The 16,647-nt window shown below is 65.7% G+C and carries 12 protein-coding genes; 6 read left to right on the top strand and 6 right to left on the bottom strand.

The window, feature by feature from the left end; genetic code table 11:
* Both A5651_RS07685 and A5651_RS07690 read right to left on the bottom strand, forming a co-directional pair.
* Nucleotides 1–1,192 (bottom strand): hypothetical protein (locus tag A5651_RS07685; protein ID WP_197496575.1); only part of this gene is annotated, 1,192 nt, incomplete at its 3' end.
* Nucleotides 1,193–1,251: 59 nt separating this feature from the next.
* On the bottom strand, nt 1,252–1,728 hold the full coding sequence (locus A5651_RS07690; RefSeq protein ID WP_066977754.1) for a lipoprotein LpqH: 477 nt from the start codon (nt 1,726–1,728) through the stop codon (nt 1,252–1,254).
* A gap of 118 nt (nt 1,729–1,846) precedes the next feature.
* Here A5651_RS07690 and A5651_RS07695 point away from each other — a divergent pair, with 118 nt between their 5' ends.
* Entirely contained in the window at nt 1,847–3,013 is a 1,167-nt protein-coding gene (locus A5651_RS07695; protein WP_066977789.1) for a winged helix DNA-binding domain-containing protein, read from the top strand.
* On the opposite strand, the gene A5651_RS07700 is transcribed toward A5651_RS07695, so the two are convergent.
* The gene (locus tag A5651_RS07700; protein WP_082943636.1) at nt 2,996–3,751 is read right to left on the bottom strand and encodes an SDR family oxidoreductase; all 756 of its coding nucleotides are present in this window, start codon (nt 3,749–3,751) and stop codon (nt 2,996–2,998) included. The two genes, A5651_RS07695 and A5651_RS07700, sit on opposite strands and share 18 nt — an antisense overlap.
* 67 nt (nt 3,752–3,818) lie before the next feature.
* Entirely contained in the window at nt 3,819–6,725 is a 2,907-nt protein-coding gene (gene uvrA / locus A5651_RS07705; protein WP_066977757.1) for an excinuclease ABC subunit UvrA, read from the bottom strand.
* Nucleotides 6,726–6,800: 75 nt separating this feature from the next.
* Here uvrA and A5651_RS07710 point away from each other — a divergent pair, with 75 nt between their 5' ends.
* Complete coding sequence (locus A5651_RS07710) at nt 6,801–7,481, top strand: MBL fold metallo-hydrolase (RefSeq protein ID WP_066977795.1); 681 nt, start codon at nt 6,801–6,803, stop codon at nt 7,479–7,481.
* Nucleotides 7,481–8,341, top strand: a complete 861-nt coding sequence (locus tag A5651_RS07715) for an SDR family NAD(P)-dependent oxidoreductase (protein WP_082943633.1) — start codon at nt 7,481–7,483, stop codon at nt 8,339–8,341. Before A5651_RS07710 ends, A5651_RS07715 begins: the two co-directional genes overlap by 1 nt.
* 15 nt (nt 8,342–8,356) lie before the next feature.
* Here the strand turns inward: A5651_RS07715 and A5651_RS07720 are convergent, their stop codons facing one another.
* Together A5651_RS07720 and A5651_RS24855 are read right to left on the bottom strand one after the other, a co-directional pair.
* Nucleotides 8,357–9,220, bottom strand: coding sequence for an alpha/beta fold hydrolase (locus tag A5651_RS07720; protein ID WP_369803925.1), 864 nt, complete (start codon nt 9,218–9,220; stop codon nt 8,357–8,359).
* The gene (locus tag A5651_RS24855; protein ID WP_082943634.1) at nt 9,220–9,552 is read right to left on the bottom strand and encodes an acyl carrier protein; all 333 of its coding nucleotides are present in this window, start codon (nt 9,550–9,552) and stop codon (nt 9,220–9,222) included. The genes A5651_RS07720 and A5651_RS24855 overlap by 1 nt, the downstream gene beginning before the upstream one ends.
* 451 nt (nt 9,553–10,003) lie before the next feature.
* Here A5651_RS24855 and A5651_RS07730 point away from each other — a divergent pair, with 451 nt between their 5' ends.
* From A5651_RS07730 to A5651_RS07740, 3 genes are read left to right on the top strand one after another with little or no spacing between them, the layout of a single operon-like run.
* Nucleotides 10,004–11,779 carry a fatty acyl-AMP ligase gene (locus tag A5651_RS07730; RefSeq protein ID WP_066977763.1) on the top strand — a complete coding sequence of 592 codons (1,776 nt, stop codon included), beginning with the start codon at nt 10,004–10,006 and terminating at the stop codon, nt 11,777–11,779.
* A complete protein-coding gene (locus tag A5651_RS07735; RefSeq protein WP_066977765.1) occupies nt 11,776–15,945 on the top strand; it encodes a type I polyketide synthase in 4,170 nt (1,389 codons plus the stop codon). Before A5651_RS07730 ends, A5651_RS07735 begins: the two co-directional genes overlap by 4 nt.
* Nucleotides 15,942–16,640, top strand: a complete 699-nt coding sequence (locus A5651_RS07740) for a thioesterase II family protein (RefSeq protein ID WP_231988608.1) — start codon at nt 15,942–15,944, stop codon at nt 16,638–16,640. Before A5651_RS07735 ends, A5651_RS07740 begins: the two co-directional genes overlap by 4 nt.
* The last annotated feature ends 7 nt before the right edge of the window (nt 16,641–16,647 follow it).

Below are 16,647 nucleotides of genomic sequence, written 5' to 3' on the forward strand. Positions count from 1 at the left end.
TTTTGTTGCAGCGCAGCTGGGTGGACATTCTGCGCAACCGCTTCGGCGCCGCGTCGGAGAAGGTCGCCGAGGCGCGCGAACTGCTCGACTCGTGGCCGCGCCACAGCTGGTTGCAGTACGCCAGGCTCGATGACCACATGGGCAGCATCCTGCGCGCCTCGGCGACCTTCTCCTTCGCGGCGTCGAAGCGGTTGCGCAGAATGTCCACCCAGCTGCGCTGCAACAAAATGCGGTGGATATGCAGCGGCTTCTGCACCTCACGCCAATGCCGCTCGGCGTGACCGAACCGTTCGTCTGCGTCGTCGAGCATGTTGATCGACATGGCGATCAAACCGAGATACAACCAGCTTCGGGATACGTCGTGGGCGCGGTAGCCCTCGGCGATCGCGGGATAGGCCTCGTGCACCAGGGTTTGCGTCTGCCGCGGGTCACGTCTGGCCCACGCGACCGTGCCGCGCTCGAGTTGTGTTCTGGCCCTTGCCAGCTCCCAGCCTCGGGATTCCGCGCGGGCGCCGGCCCGCCGCAGCCACGGCTCGGCTTCCGACAGCCGACCCGTCTCGACGCAGAACCGACCGTATGCCGTTGCGCCCTGAACCAACAGGTGGTCGTCGGATTCGCGGTCGGCTCCAGGACGATCGATGTCCTCGATCACCTTCTCCCACAAGGGAATCGACTGCACATGCAGATCGTCGTCACACAGGGCGGAGGCGCAGATGATCCGGGCGTAGGTGATGAGGAAGCGTTGCTCGTCGGCGAGATCCGGGAACGCCGCTCCGGACTCGTCGGTGCACAGCACAAACAGCGCAAGCTCGGCTCCTTCGTGATCGCCGTGCGCGGCGGCGGCCAGCCCGGTGCGCAGGAACTGGGCCCTGCGGCTGTACCGTGCGACCATGTGGTCGACGTCGGCGTCCGACATCGTGACCTGTGCTGCCGCTTCGGGATTCGTGCCCGCCTGGATCGACCGGTAGATGGCCAGGCAATCGTCGATTCGGCGGATGCATTCCTCGGTGCCGTTGTAGGCGGTGCGGACCAGATACAGCTCGCCGAGCTGTGCGTAGACCTCCAACATGAGGTCGTCGCGGTCGGCGGCTTCGATCTGCGGCATCAACGACAGCAGCAGTTCCTTCGCCGTCTCTTCTTTGGCGGCGAAGATCAGTTGACGCGCGCGATCGAGATCTCGTGGGAGATCCATGGCAGCAATCTTAGGAAGCGGCGGGCGTGCAGTGCACGCCCGCCGCCGGCTGACTCCGATTATTTGCAGCTCACCGTCACCGTGAACGGCTTGGTGATCATGCCCGCCATCGGGTTCTTGATGTCGGCGCCGGTGGCCTCACCCGTGATGGTGTAGGTGGTGCCGTCAACCTTCACCTCGGCCGAACCGGACTTCATGCCGCCCATGTTGCTGACGGCCAGGGCGTTGCCGTCGACGACCATGCCCAGCGATTCCACCGTGGGCGCGGCGGTGTCGGTCATGACGATGCCCAGTCCCTGCTGGCCGCCGATCGCCCCGCTGGCGACGTTGATCTTGCCGCCCTGCTTCACGCAAGTCACGGAGTTCAGATCGAGGCCCGCAAGATCCTTGCCGTCGACCTTGACGGCGGTGGTACCACCCGTGGTGGCCTGCGTGTTCCCGGCGGTAGCCGTCGACGCGGTCTTGTCGTCGGAACAACCCACCAACAGCGCAGCGCCGGCGAGCAGTCCCAGCGCACCCGCGACAACTCGATTCATCGTCTCGTTCCCTTCGTTCGTGCGCCGCCACGACGACGGCGTCGAAGTGAAGTCAAAACGGGCCGCACCGCTACCGATCCCAAATTTTGTCAGCGGCCAGCGGTACGGTTCGCAGGCGATGCGGACTTTCTCCGACGCCGAACGCCGGGCACGGTTGGCACATCGGCATTTTTTGGCCGGACCGGCGCCGTCGATGGAGGATGCCGTCGCTAGCCTGATCGGCCTGCATGCGACCGATCCCGCCACGCCCTTCCTGTCGCTGTGGGCCCGGCTACCGGACTTCACGGTCGGCGACCTCGAGGCCGCGCTGTATGAGCGGCGCATGCTGGTCAAGCATCTCGCGATGCGCCGCACGCTGTGGGTGGCCGGTGTCGCCGACCTGCCGCTGATCCAGGCCGCGGCCAGCGACCGGGTGGCCGACAACGAGCGGCGCCGGCTGGTGGCCGACGTGCAGAAGGCCGGCGTCGCCGACGACGGCGACCAATGGCTCGACCGGGCCGCTTCAGCAGTGTTGAAGCATCTGAGCGTGCACGGCGCGGCCAGCGCACGGCAGTTGCGCGCGACTTTGCCGGAACTGGCGGGCACTTATGACCCCGCGCCCGGAAAGCGTTGGGGCGGAGCCACTCCCCTGGCCCCGCGGGTGCTGACGGTGTTATCGGTGCGTGGCGACATCGTGCGCGGACCGAACGAGGGAAGCTGGACGACGTCGCGACCACAATGGGTCACCGCCGCCGACTGGCTGCCCGGAAAGCCCGTCGCCGCCTCACCGGAAGCGGCCCGCGCAGAACTGGTGCGCAGGTGGCTGCGCACGTTTGGTCCGGCCACTGTCAACGACGTCAAGTGGTGGTTCGGTAACACCTTGACATGGGCGCGGCACGCGCTGCGCGACGTGGAGGCGGTCGAGGTCGACATCGACGGCACGCCGGGCTTCGTCCTGCCCGACGACGTCGACCAGGCGGGCGAGCCCGAGCCGTGGGGCGCACTGCTGCCGGGGCTGGACGTCACCACCATGGGCTGGTACGACCGCGACTGGTATGTCGGTGCCCACCGCAGTCAGGTCTTCGACCGCAGCGGCAACGCCGGACCGACGGCATGGTGGAACGGGAGGGTCGTCGGGGGCTGGGCGCAGGACGCCGACGGACGCGTCGAGCTGCGGCTGCTGGAGGACGTGGGTCGCGACGCCCGCACCGCGCTGGCCCGGCGGAGCGAAGAGCTGACCGAGTGGCTCGACGGCGTTCGGGTCAGCCCACGCTTTCCGTCGCCGCTGTCACGCCCCGGCGGGTGACGGCCGGGCGGGCGCGCCGCGGGCGACCACGACGGGCATCGACGTCGAGGTGTTGGTGCGCAGGATGGTGTGCACGACGTCGATCAGGTCCTCGACCGGCATCAGCTGGCCCGGCATGCACCCGCGGGATAGCCACTGCGGATAGAACTGCGTGGTGAGCTCGGGGTCCCAGCCGCTGCTGAAACCGGTTGCCGAATCACCGTCTCCGCCGGGGCATTCGCCCACGATGAGGTTCGTGAAGCCGATGTCCGGGTGCTCGGCGCGCCAGGCCTCGATCAGCCTCTCCAACGCGGCCTTGCTGACGCCGTATGCGGCCAGGCCTGGCCACGGCGGGCCGAAGGTACCCGCATCCGACGACAGGTAGACCACCTTGCCCGCCGATTCGGTCAGGTACGGCACTGCCGCCGCGGTCGCGAGCGCCGCGCCGGTGACATTGGTTGCGAACACGCTGGCCCACGTCGAGGCGTCGGTGTCGACCAGTCGCATCACTGAGCCGATGGCCGGGGTGTAGACCAGGTTGTCGATGCCACCGAGGGCGTCGCCGGCGACCTTGATCGCCGAGCGCACCGAGGCTTCATCGGTCACATCGCACTCGACCGCGACCGCATTCGGTCCTGCGTCCTTGGCCGCGCCTTCGATGCGCTCTCTCCGTCGCGCAAGCAGCGCCACCTCGTCACCCCGCTGGGCCAGCCCAACTCCGATGCAGCGGCCGAGTCCGCTCGACGCGCCGATCACCACTGTTTTCGCCATGGTCTCCTCGCCGATCGGGTGCGGTAATGCCATTCTCAGACGACGAGAATATAACTTACGCGCTGACCTTGCGGCGGCGTCGCGCGGATGCGGGCTTGGCGGGCGTCGCCTGCAGCACCTCGGACAGGAATTTGCCCGTGTAGCTCTCGGGAACCGCCGCGACGTCCTCCGGCGTCCCCTCCGCGACCACGGTGCCGCCCGCCGAGCCGCCCTCCGGGCCGAGGTCGATGATCCAGTCCGAGGTCTTGATCACGTCGAGGTTGTGTTCGATGACGATGACGGTATTGCCCTTGTCGACAAGGCCGTTCAGCACGTTAAGCAGCTTGCGGATGTCCTCGAAGTGCAGACCGGTCGTCGGCTCGTCGAGGATGTAGACCGTCCGGCCCGTCGACCGCTTCTGCAGTTCAGCCGCCAGCTTCACCCGCTGCGCCTCCCCACCGGACAACGTCGGCGCGGGCTGCCCCAGCCGCACGTAGCCGAGTCCGACGTCGACGAGCGTCTTCAGGTACCGGTGGATCGAACTGATCGGCGCGAAGAACTCCGCGGCGTCCTCGATCGACAGGTCGAGCACCTCCGAGATGGTCTTGCCCTTGTAATGCACCTCGAGCGTTTCGCGGTTGTATCTCGCGCCGTTGCACACCTCGCACGGCACATACACGTCGGGCAGGAAGTTCATCTCGATCTTGATGGTGCCGTCGCCCGAACATGCCTCGCAGCGACCGCCTTTGACGTTGAACGAGAACCGGCCGGGCTGATAGCCGCGGACTTTCGCCTCCGTGGTGGCCGCGAACAGCGAGCGGATCTTGTCGAACACGCCGGTGTAGGTCGCCGGATTGGACCGCGGCGTGCGTCCGATCGGCGACTGGTCCACCCGCACCAGCTTGTCGACGTGGTCGAGCCCGTTGACGCGGGTGTGCCTGCCCGGCACATGGCGGGCGCCGTTGAGTTTGTTGGCCAACACCGCCGCCAGGATGTCGTTGACCAACGTCGACTTACCCGAACCCGACACCCCAGTGACCGAGGTCAGCACGCCAAGCGGGAACGACACATCGATCTCGCGGAGATTGTGCTCGCGGGCCCCCACCACGGTGAGTTGGCGTTTGCGGTCGGTCGGGCGCCGCATCGCCGGGATGTCAATGGTCTCGCGGCCGGAAAGGTAAGCGCCCGTAAGCGATTCGCGGTTGGTCAGCAGCTCCTTGTACGGGCCGCTGTGCACGATCCGGCCGCCGTGCTCGCCGGCGAGCGGACCGATGTCGACCACCCAGTCCGCGTGCGCGATGGTATCGAGGTCGTGCTCGACGACGATCAGCGTGTTACCCAGGTTCTTCAACCGCAACAACGTCTCGATCAGCCGCCGGTTGTCGCGCTGGTGCAGGCCGATGGAGGGTTCGTCGAGCACGTACAACACACCCACCAGGCCGGAGCCGATCTGCGTGGCGAGGCGAATACGTTGCGCCTCACCGCCGGACAGCGTCGCGGCCGCGCGTGACAGGGACAGGTACTCGAGGCCGACATCGAGCAGGAAGCCCAGCCGGGACTGGATCTCCTTGAGCACCTGCCCGGCGATCGCCGACTCGCGTGTCCCCAACGTCAGCGAGTTCAGGAAATCCGATGCGTCCGCAATCGACAGCTCGGCCACCTCGGCGATGGACTTGCGGCCGTACTTGCCTGCCGACAGCGTGACGGCCAGGATCTCGGGCTTCAGCCGCGTGCCGTTGCACTCCGGGCACGGCACGTCACGCATGAAGCCCTCGTAGCGCTCCTTCATCTGCTCGGAGTCGGTCTGCTCCATGCGGCGCTGCAGGAACGCCATCACGCCTTCGAAATCGGCGTAGTACGAACGGGTTCGGCCGTAGCGGTTCTTGTACCGCACATGCACTTGGTGGTCGCAGCCTTCGAGAATCGCCTTGCGCGCCTTGGCCGGCAGCCTCTTCCAGGGCGTGTCGACGTCGAAGCCGAGTTGGTCGCCGAGCCCGGACATCATGCGGGTGAAGTAGTCGGCGGTCTGGCCCATCGCCCATGGCGCCACCGCGCCCTCGGCCAGGGTGAGGTCCGGGTCGGGCACGACGAGGTCAGGGTCGACTTCCTTGCGGATCCCGAGGCCGGTGCATTCGGGGCAGGCGCCGTAGGGCGAGTTGAACGAGAACGACCTCGGCTCGAGATCGTCGACGGCCAGCGGATGTCCGTTGGGGCAGGCCAGCTTCTCGGAAAAGCGCTGCTCGCGGTGCGGGTGGTCGTCTTCGCGGTCGACGAACTCCAGCACGACGATGCCGTCTGCCAGCTTCAGCGCGGTCTCCACCGAATCTGTGAGCCGCTGTTTGGCCGACGCTTTGACCGTCAACCGGTCGACGACCACCTCGATGTCGTGTTTTTCCTGCTTCTTCAGCGTCGGCGGCTCGGTGAGCGGGTAGACCACCCCGTCGACCCGGACGCGGCTGTAGCCCTGCGAGTTCAGCTTGTCGAACAGGTCGACGAACTCCCCCTTGCGGGTGCGCACCACCGGGGCCAGCACCTGGAAGCGCAGGCCCTCGTCCATCGCCAGCACCTGATCGACGATCTGCTGCGGGGTCTGCCGGGCGATGCGCTCGCCGCACACCGGGCAGTGCGGCGTTCCGGCGCGGGCGTACAGCAGCCGCAGATAGTCGTACACCTCGGTGATGGTGCCGACCGTCGAGCGCGGGTTGCGGTTGGTGGACTTCTGGTCGATGGACACCGCGGGCGACAGGCCCTCGATGAAGTCGACGTCGGGTTTGTCCATCTGGCCGAGGAACTGCCGCGCATACGCCGACAGCGACTCGACGTAGCGGCGCTGTCCCTCGGCGAAGATCGTGTCGAACGCCAGCGACGACTTGCCGGACCCGGACAAGCCGGTGAAAACGATCAGCGCATCACGAGGCAGATCAAGGTCGATGCTTCGCAGGTTGTGCTCGCGCGCACCCTTGACAATCAGGCGGTCCGACACCCGATAAACCTCCCACAGACAGAGTTCATGCCCATGCTATGTGTCCCTACCGACAAGGCCGATACCGTGAGCATCATGACAGTCGTCGACGACAACTACACCGGCCACGTCGAGCCCCAGACCGCTGCTCGCCGCACTCTTCCCGGCGCCTCGATCGTCAAGGTCTCAGTGGGCCCGATGGACAACAATGCCTACCTGGTCACCTGTTCCCAAACGGGCGAAACGCTACTCATCGACGCCGCCAACGACGCCGACATCCTGCTCGAGCTCATCGATCGCCACGCGCCGAAGCTGTCGCTGATCGTCACCAGCCACCAGCACTGGGACCACATTCAAGCGCTTGAGCAGGTGGCCACGGCGACGGGTGCGCCGACAGCGGCCCATCAACTCGACGCCGACCCGCTGCCGGTGAAACCGGACCGGTTCCTGGCCCACGGGGACACGATCGCGATCGGCAAGCTCAACTTCGACGTCATCCATCTGCAGGGCCACACCCCAGGATCAGTGGCGCTGGCCCTGGGTGGCGCCGACTCCGAAAGCGGAGCGACGCACCTCTTCACGGGCGACTGTCTGTTTCCCGGCGGCGTCGGCAAGACCTGGCAGGAGGGCGACTTCGAGAGGCTGCTCGACCACGTCACCAGCCGGGTGTTCGACGTCTACGGCGATTCGACGGTCGTCTACCCCGGCCACGGCGACGACACCACGCTCGGCACCGAGCGGCCCCACCTCGGCGAGTGGAAAGAGCGCGGTTGGTGATGGCCGACAGGACGGTCGCCGTGGTCACCGGCGCAAGCCGCGGCGCCGGTCGGGGCATCGCCCACGCCCTCGGGAGCCACGGGTGCACCGTCTACATCACGGGCCGCACCGAGCGGCCCGGCCAATCCCCGCTCCCGGGGACGATCCACGAGACCGCGGAGCTGGTCACCGCTGCGGGCGGGGAAGGCATCGCCGTCGTCGTCGATCACGCCGACGACGCGCAGACGAAGGCGCTCTTCGATCAGGTCCGCCACGAGCAGGGCAGGCTCGACATCCTGGTCAACAACGCCGCGATCATCCGCGACGACATAATGGGCCCGACGCGGTTCTGGGAGGAACCGATCGACGTCATCGACATTCTCGGCGTGGGTCTGCGTAGCGCGTACGTGGCGACGGTCTACGCCGCCCCGCTGATGCTGCCGCAGCGCCGCGGACTCGTCGTCTTCACCTCCGCCCCAGGCGCCGCGCACTACGTCTTCGGTCCCTCCTACGGCGTGCACAAGGCCGGTGTCGACAAGATGGCGGCCGACATGGCCGTCGATTTCAGAGAGTTCGGCATCGCGTCGCTGTCGATCTGGATGGGCATTCTGCTCACCGAGCGATTCAAGAACCTCGTTGCCGCCAACCCGGACAAGCTCGGTCCGGTTGCCGAGATCGCTGAGACACCCGAGCTGACGGGCCACCTCATCTGGTCGCTGTTCGGGGACGACAACCTCATGGAGAAGTCCGGCCAACCCTGGATCGGCGCCGAGCTGGCCCGCGAATACGGCATCACCGACGACGACGGCCGCCAACCGCCGTCGTACCAAGACCTCTACGGCATCCACCCGCTCAAGCAGTTTTCGCGCGTCCTGAGGTGACACGGGCCGTGTCGCCTAGGCCGCTTCAGCAAGGTCGGGCGCTGCATCACTTTCGGCGACAAAGTCGTCGATGAGTTCTGTGATGGTGTCGGGATGGTGCATCTGAGGATCATGTCCCGCGCCGGGGATGATGTGCAGGCGGCTGCCGGCCAGCAAGGCGTGCGCTGTATGGGCGTGAGCGACCGGGATGATTCGATCCCGCTCGCTGCCGATGATCTGAATCGGCAGTGCCGCAAGGAAATGCAGGCAGTCAACCGCCGAAGCGGCCTGACCGCGGTGGGTGACGACCGAACGCAAGGTGCGAAGGAATACCCGCCGCTGGTCCCTACCGTGCCCGCGGGCGACAAATGGCAGCACCAGTCCGGCACCCGGCAGAGACAACATCCGCAGCAGCATGCTGACCTCCGAACCGAAGCCGCCGCTGTTGAGCAGGACCAGCCGCTTGCAGTAACGGCGGTAACGTGCTGCGAACGTCATTGCCACCCCACCGCCGAGCGAGTGGCCGACGAGCGTCACCTTGTCGATTCCGAGAGCGTCGACCAGGTCGCGCAGCATGGCCGCGAAGATCGCCGGCGAGTACTCACCGCGTGGTTTGTCCGATTGCCCGTGACCAAGAAGATCCGGCACGATGACGCGATATTTCCGGGAGAGTCCGGGTATCACCTCGCGCCAACTCGACGAGTCCCCGTTCAGCCCGTGGACCAACAGCAGAACTTCGCCTGCTCCCTCATCGCGGTAGGCGATCCGGTGACCGTTCAGTGTGACCGTCCTGCTTGCGTGGGCGGACCGCAGCGTCTGTGCCACCGCGCTCGATGCGGCGGTCATCGTGTCCTTCCGCGCCTGAGCGGCGACGAAGTCGACGACTGCGGTCCCAGTCATTACGCCACCACCCGCTGTTCTGCTATGGCATCGCCGATGTAATCGGCGATGTGCGAGAGCGTCGGGTAGTCAAAGACCAACGTCGGATCGACGTCGATGTCGAAGTACACCTCGATATCGCCTACGAGGCTGACCGCGTGTACCGAGTCGACGCCCATTTCAGCGAGCGGAACCCTGGGATCGATCGCGGTGGCGGGCATTTCCAGGTGGGAAGCAAGCGTGGCCGCGAGCCAGGTCAGGACCGTGTTGTCCGAGGTCGGTAGCCGGCGCCCCGTCGGCCCTGCACACGTGCGGAACGTCGGGGCGATGGCGGCGCTGGTGTAGTTCGTCATGCATCAAATGGTCTTTGATCAGGCAGTAGTGCCGTAATGGCCGGCAAGCCAGATTCCGGTTCGGGAGGGACAGGTTTTCCTATCCGAGAAGTAAGCCGGAACCGTCCGTCTCGGTCTTTGCCCGGAATCGCTGTCGGCTACGTGAACCAGTGAGCCCCCCAGGACGGCGTCTTTAGTTGCGAAGTCCAAAAAGTATGCGCGATTGAATCCCCGCCAGGGATTTCATGGTTCCGGCCAACCTCTTGTGATGATTTGCCAACAGGTTCATCATGAGCAGCACAAGATTTGCTCGAATCGGTGTGGACAGTCCTGCACCATCACGGTTCCCCCGGGGGAAGCGGTGCGATGTGCCTGAAGAAGTCGTCCCCGTACGGGGCACCCGGCTGCCGCCGCGAAGTCGCCCGCGCTGTCTCGCGCGACTCAGTCGGTGCGATGACGTGAACGAGCAGCCATGAGCGCCGAAGCGAGCGCACAGACACCCGGGTCTACCTCCAGGGTGGACGATCTCGTCGGGCGCCTGAGATCGATTTTCGAGGCCTACGGCGACAGGCGCAGATTCGTCTTCCTCCAGGAGGCCGGCCGCAAGCTGACGGAGGAGGTGACGACCCTACGCGAGTTGGACGGTGCCGCACGCGCTGTGGCGGCGTGGTTGAGTGGCCAGCCACACGCCGCCCGACCGGTACTGCTGCTTTTCGAGCCCGGCCTCGAGTTCTGGCAAGCCTTCCTCGGCTGTCTGTACGCCGGGGTGATCGCGGTCCCGACACCGTTGCCCATCGATGAACGCAGCATGCAGCGTGTCGCCAGGATCCTGATCGACGCCGAGGCCAGCTTGGCTTTGACCAGTTCGAACCTGTGCGATCTCCTCACGGCAGGCATCGACGGCGTCGGCACGAAAGAGTCGATATCCGTCGTGGCCACCGACGAGGCAATGCTCGCCGATGCCGATGCGTGGACAAGGCCCGCGCTCATCACTGACACCGTCGCATTCCTGCAATACACGTCCGGCTCGACCGGCGACCCCAAGGGAGTCGCCGTCACCCACGGCAATGTGGTCAGCAACGTAACCAGCATTTCCACGGCCCTCGGGCTTACAAACCAGGGCACTCTAGTGGGCTGGATTCCGCACTTTCACGACATGGGGCTGATCAGCGTCCTGACCACCCTCCTCGTCGGCGGGAACATCATCGGCATGTCACCCCTGGCATTCCTGAAACAACCGATCCGGCTACTCAAAGCAATCACTGATTACCGCGGAACCATCTGCGCCGCACCCAATTTCACCTATGACGTGATCGCGCGCCGGGTTACTCCTGAGCACCTGGCCGAGCTGGACCTGACCAGCTGGCAGATCGCACTCAACGGTGCAGAGCCGGTCCGCCGCCGCACCATCGAACGAATCATCGAAACCCTCGCCCCTGCCGGGTTCGCGCCGGCGGCGATGCGTCCGACGTACGGCATGGCCGAAGTGACGCTGATGGCAACTGTCAGCAGCGGTACGCAGCGCTACCTCGATGCCGACGCTGACGCGCTCGAACAGAACCACTACATACCCTCCAACGCGCGAGCGGTGACCCTGGTCAGCTCCGGCAGGCCGGCACCGGGTATCGAGGTACGCATCGTGGACCGCGAAACCCGAAATGTGTTGCCCGAAGACCACGTCGGCGAAATCTGGCTGCGCAGCTCCAGCGTCGCCAGCGGCTACTACAACCGCCCCGAATCCACCCTCGAAACGTTCCAAGCGCAAACTGCCGACGGCGACGGCCCTTTTCTCCGCACAGGTGACCTGGGCCTGTTGTACGAAGGCGAGCTGTATATCACCGGCCGTTGCAAGGACGTGCTGATCATCAACGGCCGCAACATCTACCCGCAGGACATCGAAGAGTTCGTCCAGACGCTGCACCCTGCCGTCGCCGGTTCACGGGGAGTGGCGGTGTCATTCGACGCCGGTGACACCGAGCGGGTGGTTCTCATCCAGGCCGTCAAGCCGGAGCAGCTTGGCGACGCCAGCTTTGAGCAGCTCGCCGCCACCGCGAAAAGCGCTATCGCGCGCGCCTTCGAAATGCCCGCTCCTCATGTGGTATTCGTCAGCCGTCCAGGCATCCACTTGACCACCAGCGGTAAGGTGCAACGTGCGTCGATGCGGTTCGCGTTCCTAGCCGGCGAACTCACCGATGTGCTCTACGAAAGCGCGGATCCGACATTGCGCGCTAAGGAGCCGACCCCATGACCGACATCGCGCTGATCGGCTTGGACTGCCGCTTCCCGAAAGCCGACAACCCCGCTGCGCTGTGGACACTGCTGCTGAACGGTGCCGACGGCGTCGACGAGATTGGGCCCGATCGCTGGGATGCCGCCGCCTTCGAGGCCGACGGCACGATCAACCATCGCGAGGGCGGGTTCATCCGCGACGCCGATGCGTTCGACAACGATTTTTTCGGCATCACTCCGCGCGAAGCACAAGCTATGGATCCCCAACAACGGCTGTTGCTGCAAACGGCGTGGCACGCAATGGAGGACGCCACCCTTGACCCCCGCGGCCAGGCCGGGTCCAACACCGGAGTGTTCGTCGGCGTGATGGCCAACGAATGGGCGCATCTGCACATGCGCGACTACCGCGCGATCACCGCCCAATCCGGTTCCGGAAACGGATACTTCATGACGGCCAATCGGCTGTCCTACCAACTCGATCTCAAGGGCCCCAGCCTTGCGGTGGACACGGCATGCTCGTCGTCTCTGGTGGCAATCCATCTAGCCGTTCAGGCACTGCGCAACGGCGAATGCGACCAGTCGATTGCGGCCGGCGTCAATCTTGCCCTCACGCCGGCTCTCAACGCCTTCTACACCCAAGCCGGCTTGGCCGCCCCGGACGGGCGCTGCAAACCGTTCAGTGGTGCAGCCGACGGCATCGGCAGAGGAGAAGGGGTCGCCGCCGCCGTGCTACGCCGCCTAGACGACGCCGTCGCCGCAGGACTTCCGATCTACGCGGTGATCAAGGGCAGCGCGGTCAACAGCGACGGACGCAGCAATGGCATCACAGCACCCAACCGGTGGGCCCAGCAGCAGGTTGTCACTGTTGCATGCGAGGGCGCTCAGATCGCCCCTGCTCAGGTCAGTTTCTTAGAGGCACACGGGACCGGCACCCTGCTCGGCGACATGATCGAAGCGAAAGCCCTTGCCTACCATCACCGTTCCCGGCGCGACGAGCCCTGTGCACTCGGGTCGATCAAGGGAAACCTCGGCCACACCGAAGGCGCCGCCGGCATCGCCGGCCTGATCAAGGCTGCCCTCAGCCTCCACCACCGCACAGTTCCTCCTTCGCGGTTCGCCGAGACCGAGAACACACAACTGCGGCTGGCCGCTGGTGGCCTACGGCTGTTGACCGAGCCGATGACCCTGCCCGCGGGCACCGTCTACGCCGGCGTATCCAGCTTCGGAATCGGGGGGACCAACTGCCACGTTGTGCTCGCCAGCGCGCCCGAAGAGGAATCTGCGCCCGTTGCCGCGGGCGCTGGAATCATCACGCTGTCGGCTGATTGCCCGGAGGCGTTGCGCCGCAACGCCTCCGCGCTCGCCGACGACATCGAAGCCAAAGACGTCCCGCTGGCGCAGCTGTGCTGGTCGACCAACCGGATCAAGGCGTCCGGCAGGTCACGGCTGGCCGTTGTGGCACGAGACCGCACGGAATCCGTTGCCGCGCTCCGCGGTGAACTGGTGACGGGCATGGCCATTCCGATGTCTGCGGGCTGGTTGTTCAGCGGGCAGGGCACGCAGTTCGCGGGCATGGGCAGCGCACTCTGCGAACAAAGCGCTTTGTTCCGACAAGCTTTCGACGAGGTCGACGCGACGATGTCGCCGCACCTGGGCCGGCCCTTGCGCAGCATCATGGATGACGAGCGCGTGAACGCGACGCAGTTTGCCCAGCCGGCGATCTTCGCCCTGCAGTACGCCCAGGCAGCGACCCTGCTGGAACTCGGCGCCGAACCGGCGTGGCTGCTCGGACACAGCATCGGCGAGTATGCCGCGGCGGTGGTCGGCGAGGTGCTCAGCCTCGACGATGCCTGTCGGCTGGTGGCCGCCCGCGGCCGGCTGATGGGCCAACTCCCTGCCGGTGGTGGCATGCTTGCCGTCCGCGCAGACGTCACAGATCTGCCCGATTTCGCGCTTGACGTGGCTGCGATCAACGGCCCCGCCGAAATTGTGCTTTCCGGGTCATTGGATGACATCGACAAAGCCGCAGATGCGCTCGACTCCGACCAGATCATGTCGCGAAAGCTCAACGTTTCCCACGCATTTCACTCTCGGTTGATGGAGCCGATGGTCGCCGACTTCGCAGAGATCGCCGCCGGGTGTTCCTACCGACTGCCGGTTTTCCCAGTGTTCTCCACGCTGCATGGCCGGATGCTCGCCGAGGACGAGACCATGGGCGCCGACTATTGGACAGACCACATCAGCCGTGCCGTGCAGTTCGCCCCCGCGGTGACCGAGGCGATGCGGTGCCAACCGACGCACCTGATCGAATTCGGCGCCAAGCGCACGCTCGGGCCGATGATCACCCGAGCACATGACGGCGTTCCGCCTGCGCTGGCCGTTGCCGATGGCATCGCAGAAACCGTCGCCGCGCTTTATCGTGACGGCCTCGATCCACGCTGGAATCTGCTGTACGCCGACGAAGCTCAGGTCGCCCACCGGCTGAGCGGATACGTCTTCTCCACCGCCAACCGTTACTGGATCGTCGACCAACCAGCGGCTACCGCTTCCACGCCCAAGACCGCAACGCCTTCCAAGGATTCCACCATGGACAACCTCATTGCCCTGTTTCGCGAACAGGCCGCCGTGCTCGCGGCATACGGCCAAGGTGTGACGCCGGCCGCTGTGATGACCCACGCGGCCGCGGTGAGCGCGCCCGCCGTCGACGCCGCCGGTGTCGTGCTGGCCGAGGTTGCGAGGGTCAGCGGGTTTCCCCAAAGCGCAATTCGTGCAACACAAACCGTCACCGGCGACCTGGGGTTCGACTCCATCATGGTCACCGACCTGTTCGGCGGCATCACCCGCAGAATTCCGGGCTCGACCATCGATGCAGCCGAGTTCGGCCCGGCCACCACCATCGACGATCTGATCGCGATGGCCGGTGGAGACAGGCGGACGGCCGCCATCGGCGCTGCGCCCGCGGCTGGAGTCACGCCGCAGACCCGCATCAGCGAATTCGAGGAAGTCAAGGCCCTGGCCGAGCGGTTCGCTCTCCTAGATGTCGCCGGTGTCGATAACCCATACTTCCTCGTGAACGACGGCATCACGCGCGACACCTCAGTCATCAACGGGGCCGAGACAATCAATTTCTCCAGCTATAACTACCTCGGCATGTCGGGTCATCCGGCTGTGGAGCAAGCCGTGGCAGAGGCGGTTCACCGGTGGGGAAGTTCCTGCTCGGCGTCGCGGCTCATATCCGGTGAGAAGCCCGTGCACCGCGAACTCGAATTGGAACTGGCCCGGTTCCTGGGCACACAGGACGCTGTCGCGCTGGTCAGCGGACATGCCACCAACGTCACTGTGATCGGTCACCTCCTGGGCGCGGCCGACCTCGTCATCCACGACAGCCTCGCCCACGACAGCATCATGCAGGGTTGCGCGCTGTCCGGCGCCACTCGCCGACCGTTCCCGCACAATGACCCGGCGGCCCTCGACGACCTGCTCACTCACATCCGCGGGCAGTACCGACGGGTGCTGATCATCATTGAAGGCATATACAGCCAGGACGGTGACATCGCCCACCTGCCCGCGTTCATCGACGTCAAACGCAAACACGGCGCCCTGCTGATGATCGACGAAGCACACAGCATCGGCGTTCTCGGCGAAGGCGGCGCCGGCATCGGTGAGCACTTCGACGTCGACCGCACCGACGTGGAGCTGTGGTCGGGCACGATGTCAAAGGCGCTGGCGGGCTGCGGCGGCTACGTGGCGGGCAGCCGCGAGCTCATCGAGTTCCTCAAATACACGACGCCCGGCTTTATCTACAGCGTCGGCATGCCACCGCCGATCGCGGCCGCGTCTGTTGCGGCAATCCACACGATCCGACACGAGCCCGAGCATCTCCGGCAACTGGGAGTCAACGCCCGCCTGTTTCTCAACCTCGCGCGCGATGCCGGACTGGACACCGGTAAATCCGAAGGAACGCCGATCATCCCGGTCATCGTCGGCAACTCATTGACCGCGGTGAAACTCTCCGACGCCATGCTGCGCCGTCACATCAACGTCAACCCGATCCTCTACCCCGCTGTGCCCGAAGACAAAACAAGGCTCCGGTTCTTCGTCACGAGCTGCCACTCCGATGAGCAGATCCGCTATGCAGTCAAAGCGGTCGCCGAGGAACTCGCATCGCTGACCCGAGGCACGTGAGAGCGGTGAAGTTGTTCTGCTTCCCCCATGCCGGCGGCGGCACGGCGATGTTCAATGATTGGGGGCGTGCCCTCGGCCCGCGCGTCGAAGTCATGCCTGTCGATATCGCAGACCGCGAGCGGTTCGAGACATTGCCGGCGCTAGTTCGCGATGTACACGACCAACTCGGCGCGCAGCTCGACGGTCCCTATGCATTCTTCGGACACAGCTTCGGCGCGCTCGTTGCCTACCGGCTGGCGTGCCTGCGCATGGAGGAGCGCCTGCCTCTCCCCACTGCCCTCGTGCTCTCCTCCTACGCAGCACCACATCTCCCGCCACCGATCCCCGCTGCCAGTGACCTCGACGACCACCGGCTGGCTGCGTTGTTGGGCGATCTTGGAGGCATCCCGGCCGAGCTTGCAGAATGGCCGGCGCTACGAGATGCCGCGTCCGCCGCCGCTCGAAACGACCTGCGGCTGTGCGGAACCGACGACGACGACGCGGACTGCGTGCTGCCGTGTGCCATCCATGTCCTGGGCGGCAGCGAGGACCCGCTGGTCGCCGAATCCGACCTGGCAGAGTGGCGTGGGCGCACGTCGGGGCAGTTCAGCGTGCAACTAGTGCCCGGCGGTCACTTCTATCTGAACGACGGCGCGCAACTGTTCAGCGTATTGCGACCACTGATATCCGCTTCTGCCCTTGGTGCGAAATGTTGACTCGGCT

The organism is Mycobacterium sp. 1274761.0, assembly GCF_001668615.1.
GTDB lineage: Bacteria > Actinomycetota > Actinomycetes > Mycobacteriales > Mycobacteriaceae > Mycobacterium.

Bases quoted from the DNA above. Each gene is read 5' to 3' on its own strand.
- A5651_RS07690 (WP_066977754.1), bottom strand. From the start codon at position 1,728: ATGAATCGAGTTGTCGCGGGTGCGCTGGGACTGCTCGCCGGCGCTGCG.
- A5651_RS07695 (WP_066977789.1), top strand. From the start codon at position 1,847: ATGCGGACTTTCTCCGACGCCGAACGCCGGGCACGGTTGGCACATCGG.
- A5651_RS07710 (WP_066977795.1), top strand. From the start codon at position 6,801: ATGACAGTCGTCGACGACAACTACACCGGCCACGTCGAGCCCCAGACC.
- A5651_RS07715 (WP_082943633.1), top strand. From the start codon at position 7,481: ATGGCCGACAGGACGGTCGCCGTGGTCACCGGCGCAAGCCGCGGCGCC.
- A5651_RS07720 (WP_369803925.1), bottom strand. From the start codon at position 9,220: ATGACTGGGACCGCAGTCGTCGACTTCGTCGCCGCTCAGGCGCGGAAG.
- A5651_RS24855 (WP_082943634.1), bottom strand. From the start codon at position 9,552: ATGACGAACTACACCAGCGCCGCCATCGCCCCGACGTTCCGCACGTGT.
- A5651_RS07730 (WP_066977763.1), top strand. From the start codon at position 10,004: ATGAGCGCCGAAGCGAGCGCACAGACACCCGGGTCTACCTCCAGGGTG.
- A5651_RS07735 (WP_066977765.1), top strand. From the start codon at position 11,776: ATGACCGACATCGCGCTGATCGGCTTGGACTGCCGCTTCCCGAAAGCC.